Below are 8481 nucleotides of genomic sequence, written 5' to 3'. Positions count from 1 at the left end.
CACTGTCTGAAATATTGCATCAGCTGTGCGTTGTTGTGGATGCTGTCGGGCACCTGCAATGGCAGGCCGCCGGGCGTGTGCGTGCCCAGATTGAGGAGGCTGACTTTGCCGAACCTGGTATCTCGCAGAGACGGAAGGTACTTACCCGTCTGATCCGACAAAGATAGATAGCCGCTCGCCTGCGCGTAGGACGTCAGCGTCGCCGTGAAAGTCTTGCTGATAGAACCCAGTTCGAACAAGGTGTCGCCCGTGACCGGCTTTCTGTTTTCCGTCGACGCGAGGCCATAGTTGAATACGTAGTGCCTGTCACCGTCGATAATGCCAACCGCCATGCCAGGAATGCCATAGTGCGCCATCACCGGTTCAACGGCGCGGTCCACTACACTTTTGATCCGGCTCTGCTGATCGTCGGCCGCGTGGCTCACGACTGCGGTTGCACAGGCAAACAAGGCGGTTGCGATGAGGCTGATGGTTCTGAGATTCATGTCCCTGGTCTGTCAATTTTGTGCGGTTGGGTTACGTCCAGGCGGGTTCGCCGAGGAAGGAGTATGCGTGCACCCAGCCGCATCGACTATCGACGATATCTTGTCCGCGGCGAAAGAAAATCTTTCGAGTAGCAACCTCAAGCTGCTGGCCCCGGACGCAGGCTGGCGCAGCCGCGGCGACATGGACCCGCAGTTCACGCGGCCCTTTCGCGCATCAATCGTGGCGCGCGCCCGCTTCATTGAAGATCTGGTCGTGGAACAGGCCGGTCGCGGACTGACTCGCTTGGGTAGTGGACAAGGTTGGGTTAAAAGTACACAGCGTGCTGTCTGACACACCGCATACTCCAAACACCCAGCGTAACCTGTTAGCGGCGCAGTCGCCAAGTCAAAAAATTTGTCGGTATGTGAGCGAAATTAACCGGTGGTTTCACGCTGTATGCGCAAGCGTTCGACACGCCAACGTTGATCGCAGCGAGCAAACATGCGCCCATACGCACTCAGCGCCTGGCGGTTGGCGGTTGGCGGTTGGCGCCCACATCGCGCCTGAACCGCCGTTCGCTGACTGATTGCCAAGCCTTCGGCGCTAGGTTGCCGAGCGGCCGCCCAGATGTTGCGCGAGGAACGCTTCCATGGCTTCGTAGAACTCGAACTGATTCTCTTCGTTGTGAAAGCCGTGACCTTCGTTGTCCTTGAGCATGTACTTGACGTCGACCCCGCGTTCGCGCAGCACGTTCACGATCTGATCGCTTTCGGCCTGCTTGACGCGCGGATCGTTCGCGCCTTGCGCGACAAACAGCGGCGTCACGATCCGGTCCGCGAAGAACAGCGGCGATGCATCGTGCAGCGCCTGTTTGCCTGCCTCGGTTTGCGGGTTGCCGATCATCTCGTACATCATGTCGATCATCGGCTTCCAGTAAGGCGGCATCGATTCGAGCAACGTGAACAGATTCGACACGCCAACGTAGTCGACCGCCGCGGCATAGCGTTCGGGTGTGAACGCCACGCCGGCGAGTACCGCGTAGCCCCCGTAACTCGCGCCGTAGATGCCCACGCGCGCAGGATCGATAAGACCTTGTGTGACGAGCCAGTCGACGCCGTCGTCGATGTCGTTTTGCATCGACTTGCCCCATTGACCGAAGCTGGCTTCCCAGAACGCGCGTCCATAGCCCGTCGAACCGCGGAAGTTCAGCTGCAACACCGCGTACCCGCGATTCGCGAGCAATTGCGCTTCGGCGTTGAACCCCCACGAATCGCGCACCCAGGGGCCGCCATGCGGATTGACGATCAATGGCAGCGGCTGCGCCAGCTTTTGCCCACGTTCGATGCCCGCAGGCAAGGTCAGATAGCCGCTGATTTGCAGACCGTCGCGGGCGGCGAAGCGGATCGGTTCCATTCGCGCCATGTCCGCGGTGTCGAGCCAGGGCATCAGCTCGGCAAGCCTCGAAAGATGACGGCTGGCAATATCGTAGGTCCAGGTCGAGCCCGGTGACAGGTCGCTCGACGCATGCACGATCGCGCGCGACTCGTCGCGCGTGATGCTCGTGATCGTGATTTCCTGGTCGGGCAACTGACGCTTCAAGTCCTCATGGATCGAGCGGGCCCGCTCGTCGAAGAAGTGCCGATGCGTGCGGTCGTCGACGTACCACGCGGCGGTCAATACGCGCCGATGCTCCGAAAACAGCAGGCCGCTCACGTCCACGTGTTCGGCTTCGAACAGCAGCTCGCCCTCCTGCGCGCTTTGCGGGTCGAACTCGAAGATGGCCGTCTTGTCCCGGCCACGATTGGAGAGCACGTACAAACGCTGATCGTCGAAGGTGAAGAACAGCGGCGCCACCGTTTCGCGAAAGTTCGTCGTCAGGATCGGGCGGAACGGTTCGGTTTCGGCATCGCGATAGAGCAGCGTCGTGTTGACACCGTCGGTAGCCGACGCAACGCGCAGGCGCCCGGCGTGATCGGTCATCCATCCCATGATGTTGCCCGGGTTTTCAGCGATCGGTGTGAACTCGCCCGTTACCACGTCGACACGGAACACGTCGAACACCTGCGGATCGCGCCGGTTCATCTGGATCAGGATATGGCGGTCATCGTCCCTGAGATCGTCGACGATGCTCGCCTGGACACCGTCGAACGGAGTCAGGTCGAACGGTTCGCCGCCATGAATCGGCACCGACAACACATGAAAGTTTTCGTCGCCGCCGAAGTCCTTGACGAACAGGATCCGATCGTTGCCCTTCCAGGCGTGCCCGGGTACGTCGCGTTCGGATTCGCTGGTCAGCGCTCGCGCGTCCCCAAGCGGCGAACCGTCGGCGCCGAGTTCCTGCACGAAGATGTTCTGGCGACCCGCGTGCCGGGTCAGAAACGACAGATGCCGGCCATCCGGTGAAATCGTGAAATCGTGCTTCTCAGGCCTGCGGAAAAAGTCGCGCACCGGATAGAGTCTGGCGGTCCGGTCAGCGGCTTCGTTCGTATCTTTTGCGGCACTCATGCAGTCCTCCTCAAAAGCCGTATTTGACCATGATCGAGGGTTTTCTCGCAGACTGCACGTTGCAGCAAAAACGGGGGCGGCTGATTGCCCGCGCGGATAGCGTTCAGGCAGCGTGAAGCCATCGGCCTGAACGACGGCGTGTCTGACGTTGCGCCACGCAATCGCCACAGAACAAATACACGACGAATCGTCAGCCCGGCAGGCGCACGGCGGACATCGCCCGACTCACGATCCGACGGCACGCGGGGACGTAAAGCAGCATCGTCACGAGGGTGACAAGCGCAAACCCCATGCAGATCGGCCGCGTAAAGAAGGGCACGATACTCCCTTCGGTCAGGACGAGGCCACGGCGCAAGCTCTTGTCGAGCACGGATCCCAGTACCAGTCCGAGTACGAACGGCGCCATGTGGTAGCCACGCTTGCGCAGGAAAAAGGCGCCGATACCGATGGCAACCATGCAATAAACGTCGAAGAGGCGCGAGGCACCTGCAAATGCACCAACCGTACAGAGCAGGAAGACGATCGGCATCAGAATCGCGCGCTTGATGCGCAACACCAGCAACAGCGGGCGCACCATGAACAGGCCGAAGATCAGGATGCTGACCATGGCGAGCGAGGTCATGGCGACAACGTCGTAGACAAACTGCGGATGCTGGATCATCAACATCGGTCCAGGCTGAATCCCGTGGATGATCATCGCGGCCAGCAATACCGCCGACGGAGCCGATCCGGGAATGCCGAGCGCGAGGCACGGAATCAGGTGGCCGGGAATCGACGCCATGTCGCCGGTCTCGGCAGCCATCAGGCCGTCGATCGAACCATGACCGAACTTCTCCTTCTCGCGGCTGAAGGCCCTTGCCGCCGCATACGACATCCAGGCCCCGGTGTCTTCGCCGACGCCCGGCAGCAGACCCGTCGCGACGCCGATCACACCTGAGCGCAAGACGGTCGGCCAGTACTGAAGCACTTCCCGAAAGCGCGGCAAGGAGGAGTCCCGCATGCTGACAATCTTGCGTTCGACCGGGTCCGCGAGCGTGGTCAGAATCTCCGAGAACCCAAACGCGCCGACTAGCGCGGGAATGAGCGCGATTCCGCCCGACAGTTCGTTCCAGCCGAAGGTGAAACGGTCGTACGCGTAGAGTCCCTCCTGGCCGATCTGGGCCACGAAGAGCCCGAGTATGCCCATGAGCCAGCCCTTTAGCGGGTCGTCTCCGACAATCGAGCCCGACAGGGTCACGCCCAGCAGCGCGAGCCAGAAGAATTCCTGCGCGCCGAACGACAATGCAACCTTGGCGAGCAGCGGCGTGAACGCAGCGAGACACAGCACGCCGAACAACACGCTGGTAAACGCGCCGGAGGTTGCGATGCCGATCGCACGGCCGGCCTCTCCGCGCAGCGCCAAAGCATGGCCGTCCGCGCATGACGCGGCATTGGCCGCCGTCCCTGGAATATTCAGCAGGATCGCCGTGCGCGAGCCGCCATACAGCGTGCCCACGTAGGAACAGATGAGGATGAGAATGGCGTCGTTCGCGGGGAGCTTGATCGTCAAGGTCGTCAGCAATGCGATGCATAACGTGGCAGACAGGCCAGGAAGGCAGCCGACCATGATGCCAATGAACGTCCCGCCCAGACCATAGGCGATCGATATTGGATTCAGGAAACCCAGATAGGCCTGGCCAAAGTCCGCAAGTCCGGAAAACATCGCTTCCTCCTCAACTGAACGACCGCTTGTGCCGCGCGCTATGGCAGGCGGACGAGAAAAAAGGTCTGGAAAATCAGGGTAATCGCGCCGCCCGCGCCCAAACCAATCAACCCGGCGGTCGCAATCTCGCGCAGTCCCAGCCTCGCTTGCGCGGCCTGTCTTTGTGCCTGCTGCAACGTCAGGATCGACGTGGACACGAAAATCGCTCCCACGAGCCAGAACGGCAATCCATGTCCCAGCAGCGCGACGGTAAAGATGAGGCAGAGGGCGAGCACGCGAAGGAGCTGCGCGTGCCCACCAGCGGCCGGCACGCCGGACGACACCGGCGCGCGGCGCGTCAGCGCGCCCTCGCCGATGCTGCGAAACGCCAGTAGCCCACCAAGGCACATCATCGCGACGCCGAGCAGCCCGGGCAGCAGACCCGGTGCCGTGTAAGGATTGATCCCCTGGCTTTCCAGCCGATCCATCGACAACGACGCGACGAGGATGATCCCGCCCAATACCACCCAGACAACCGCATCCTGGAGATTGCGTCGCGCGCTGGGCGCACGGTCGCGCGCCCGGTCTTCCGTTGAATCATTCATGGACGTTGATCCACTGTGCGTGCTGCGTGGAAATGGCCGCTCAGAGCGTGGCTGAGACCGCGAGACCACTATGCATTGCGACCGCGCTCAAGGAGCCGGAATGCCGACCGTATCAGGCGACACCTTCGCTTTGCCGGTTCTGAACAGCATCCACGCATTGGCCTGAACCGCCGGGAACGCCGCCTTCTGCGCCGCGTCGCCGTCGATCGGCGTGAACAGCGCGCCGCGGCTCTCGGCGAACTTGCGCAGCGCTGCGCTGTTCGCAATCGAGGTGTTCCAGATTTTCGTCACGGTGGCGACCACATCGTCGGGGACGCCGTTGGGAATGAAAATGCCCGTGTAGTTGGCCGGCGCGTTAAATCCAGGGAGCGTCTGCGACAACGCGGGAATGGTGCCGTAGCCGGCCAGCACGAGCGGTTGATTGCTGATCGTGGCGAGCGGGCGCAAAAGCTTGCCGCGGATCATGTCGGCTTCCTCCGCCGCAAGCTGGCTGGTGGCATCGGTCTCGCCCGACACTGTTGCGACCACGGCAGGGCTGCCGCCGTCATAAGCAACATGCCGATAGCTCACTTTTGCCGCGCTGGCGAACTGATCGATGGCCATGTGTCCCGAAGACGTGATGCCCGCCGTTGCCACCGAGATTTTGCCCGGATGGGCGGCCATCGCCGCGATGAGCTCCTGGGTGGTTTTATAGGGCGTCTGCGGATTGACGCTCAGTACCGGAATGTTCGCCACGCTCAGAAACAGGTGCCAATCCTTGAGCCGGGTCTTCAGCATGCCCTGGGTTTCGTAGCTGCCCAGATCCTGCAGCGCGCCGGCGGTCCACGTGTAGCCGTCGCGCGGCGCGTCAAGCGCGCTCTTCGTGCCGATCGATCCGGACGCCCCCGGCTGATTGACGATGACGATGGTCTGGCCGAGCGCCTTTTCCATCTCCGCAGCCGCGATCCGGGTAACCTGATCGGTCGCGCCGCCTGCTGCCCATGGAACGATGAGGTTGATCGGATGGGTCGGCTTCCAGTCCGCGGCGAAGGCCGGCGCGCCGGAAACCGCCAGTGCGCCGAGCCCCAATAAGATCAGTTTTCCGAACGGCTTCGTGGCGTGTGAAACGGCACGGTCGAGTAAGCGTTTTTTCATGTCCGAGTCTCCTCCGTTATGGGTGACGTCACAGGTCGATGCGACGCCCTTCATCTGCGGACCAGTAGGCCGCGTAGTGCACTTTCATGGCTTCATAGGCGAGATCAAGACCCGCCAACGGTGCCCGCCCGAATGCCACGCACTCCATGAAATCCTGAATCTCCTGGCGATAACCGCGCGTCCATTCCTCCTCGAGGCAGACGAATTGCCAGCCGGTCTTGCGATCGACTTTCTCCGTGATGTACACGTCCTTGAGCTTTTCCTCATCGGTCATGTAGGTCGTCAGGTGGTTGTTCGGCGTGATGTTCGCGAATAGCGCGCCACCGCTCGTGTAGGCCTCCACCACGTTGCGCACACCGCCCAGGATCATGTCGCCGGCGAACACGGTTGCCTTCGTGCCGTCGCTGAACGTCAGGCTCAGCATGCCCCAGTCTTCGACATCGAACGGATTGGCCTTGATAAACGGACGCTCCTCAGGCGCGAGCCGCGCGGTCACGTTGCCGACGTCGGCCACCACGCTCGCGACCGAGATCTGTTCGCCACGTGCCTCGGCTTCGACCCGCTTCAGATGCAGTACCGCCGATAGCGGATGGCAGCCCTGACGGATCAGCGCGCCGCCGCCGGTTTGCGCCCACTGCGCGGCATGCGCGGCGTGCGAGCCGCTGTGACTCTCCTCGGCCTTCATGAACAGGATCTTGTCGCGCGTGGCGCGCACCATCTCCGCGGCCTTGGTCACGGCCGGCGCGTAGACCCAGTCTTCGGCATACATGAAGAGGCGGCCGCTTTGCCGCACCGCTGCCGCGGTGGCCTCCATCTCTTCCATCACGCGTTCGTACATCAGCGCTTTGGGGACGGCCTTGCCAATCGGCGTCGGGTCGCCGGGACGGCCAAAATAGCCGGTGAAAGGCTTCTCGCAGATGACATGTTTGCCGGCCTGCACGACCTCGGCGACCATCCCGGCGTGCAAGTCCGGCGGCGTGCAGATATCGATCACATCGATGCGAGGATCGGCCAGCAAGGTCCGGTAGTCGCGTGTGGTTTCGGCAATCGCGTACTTGCGTGCGAAGTCGACGACATGGTCGCCGCGCGCCGCCACGCTCACCACCTCGACATTCACGCCGTAGACGCGCCGGTAAGCGTGCATGTGCAGCTCCGAAATGAAGCCGCAGCCGATCAGACCTACTCTCACTTTCGACATGCTTTAGCTGTCCTGTTGTTGTGGGCCGCCTTGACGGGCCGCATCGTGGGAAGAAATGTCTTTGACGGATTGCCCGCCGCGAAGCGAAACGGGCAGCACGAGCCGAGGCTCGGAATACGCTGGATCAGCGACTTTCGACAGCAGGAGTGTGGCCGCATGCCGACCCATTTCCGCCTCCGGGCGCTCGATGCAGCACAACGCCGGCGAGACGAGGTCGCACCACTCAGGCGTGCCGATGAGGATCAGCGAGAGGTCGTCCGGCCAGCGGATGTGGCGTGCCTGAAGTTCCATCAGCACGCCTTTGCCAAGATCGAGGTGATTGGCCAGCACGAGGGCCGTGACGTCGCCGAAGGGCAGCCGCGCCGCGAGACGCCGGCCTTCGCTCTGGGTCAGATCGCCCAGCAGGAGCCAGTCTGGCTTCGGCTCGATGCCGGCCTCCCGCAACGCGTCGAGATAGCCGTCGGCGCGGTGCCGGATGTTCGGTATGGGTGAATCCCAGCCGATGAAAGCGATGCGCCGATGGCCGGCTTCGATCAGCGTACGGGCGGCGAGATAGCCGGTCATGCGGTTGTCATGCCCGACGAAGTCGCGTTCAGGCAACTCGGTGCCCACGGGGCGTTCCAGCACGACTGTCGGCATTCGGTGCCTGCGCAACAATTCGCCGCTTTCGGTTCCCGACAGCACCGGACAGAGAATGCAGCCGTCGATGCGCTGAGCGACAAGCCGCTCGAGGATCATCCGTTCCTGCTCGAGGCTCTCGTCGCTGTTGCAGATGAGAACGACATAGCCGGCCTGACGGGCGACGGCTTCGACGTCGACGCAAATACGCGTAAAGAACTCGTTGCCAAACTGCGGGACCAGCACGGCGATCATGCCGCGCTCCTTGCCCTTCA

7 protein-coding genes and 1 pseudogene are annotated in these 8481 nt (G+C 62.4%); 1 reads left to right on the top strand and 7 read right to left on the bottom strand.

All coding sequences use genetic code 11. From position 1 onward, the window contains the following. On the bottom strand, positions 1 to 485 hold a 485-nt coding region (locus tag QOC89_RS27245; RefSeq protein WP_323047868.1), incomplete at its 3' end, for a serine hydrolase. Between the two features lie 136 nt (positions 486 to 621). Between QOC89_RS27245 and QOC89_RS27240 the strand changes: the two are divergent. Beyond that, positions 622 to 780: pseudogene (locus QOC89_RS27240) on the top strand (SAM-dependent methyltransferase); the annotation flags it as partial. Positions 781 to 1068: 288 nt separating this feature from the next. On the opposite strand, the gene QOC89_RS27235 reads toward QOC89_RS27240, so the two are convergent. The 6 genes from QOC89_RS27235 to QOC89_RS27210 form a co-directional block, all read right to left on the bottom strand. Next, a complete protein-coding gene (locus QOC89_RS27235; RefSeq protein WP_323047867.1) occupies positions 1069 to 2970 on the bottom strand; it encodes a S9 family peptidase in 1902 nt (633 codons plus the stop codon). Positions 2971 to 3160: 190 nt separating this feature from the next. After that, entirely contained in the window at positions 3161 to 4672 is a 1512-nt protein-coding gene (locus QOC89_RS27230) for a tripartite tricarboxylate transporter permease (protein ID WP_179738521.1), read from the bottom strand. Between the two features lie 38 nt (positions 4673 to 4710). Continuing rightward, entirely contained in the window at positions 4711 to 5256 is a 546-nt protein-coding gene (locus QOC89_RS27225) for a tripartite tricarboxylate transporter TctB family protein (RefSeq protein WP_323047866.1), read from the bottom strand. A gap of 87 nt (positions 5257 to 5343) precedes the next feature. Next, entirely contained in the window at positions 5344 to 6390 is a 1047-nt protein-coding gene (locus QOC89_RS27220) for a tripartite tricarboxylate transporter substrate binding protein (RefSeq protein ID WP_323047865.1), read from the bottom strand. Between the two features lie 28 nt (positions 6391 to 6418). Further along, positions 6419 to 7588, bottom strand: coding sequence for a Gfo/Idh/MocA family oxidoreductase (locus QOC89_RS27215; RefSeq protein WP_323047864.1), 1170 nt, complete (start codon positions 7586 to 7588; stop codon positions 6419 to 6421). A gap of 3 nt (positions 7589 to 7591) precedes the next feature. Next, on the bottom strand, positions 7592 to 8461 hold the full coding sequence (locus QOC89_RS27210) for a substrate-binding domain-containing protein (RefSeq protein ID WP_323047863.1): 870 nt from the start codon (positions 8459 to 8461) through the stop codon (positions 7592 to 7594). Positions 8462 to 8481 lie beyond the last annotated feature (20 nt).

Source organism: Paraburkholderia sp., assembly GCF_034668105.1.
GTDB lineage: Bacteria > Pseudomonadota > Gammaproteobacteria > Burkholderiales > Burkholderiaceae > Paraburkholderia.
The sequence above is the reverse complement of the archived record's forward strand: the minus strand, read 5'-3'. Positions and strand labels throughout refer to the sequence as shown.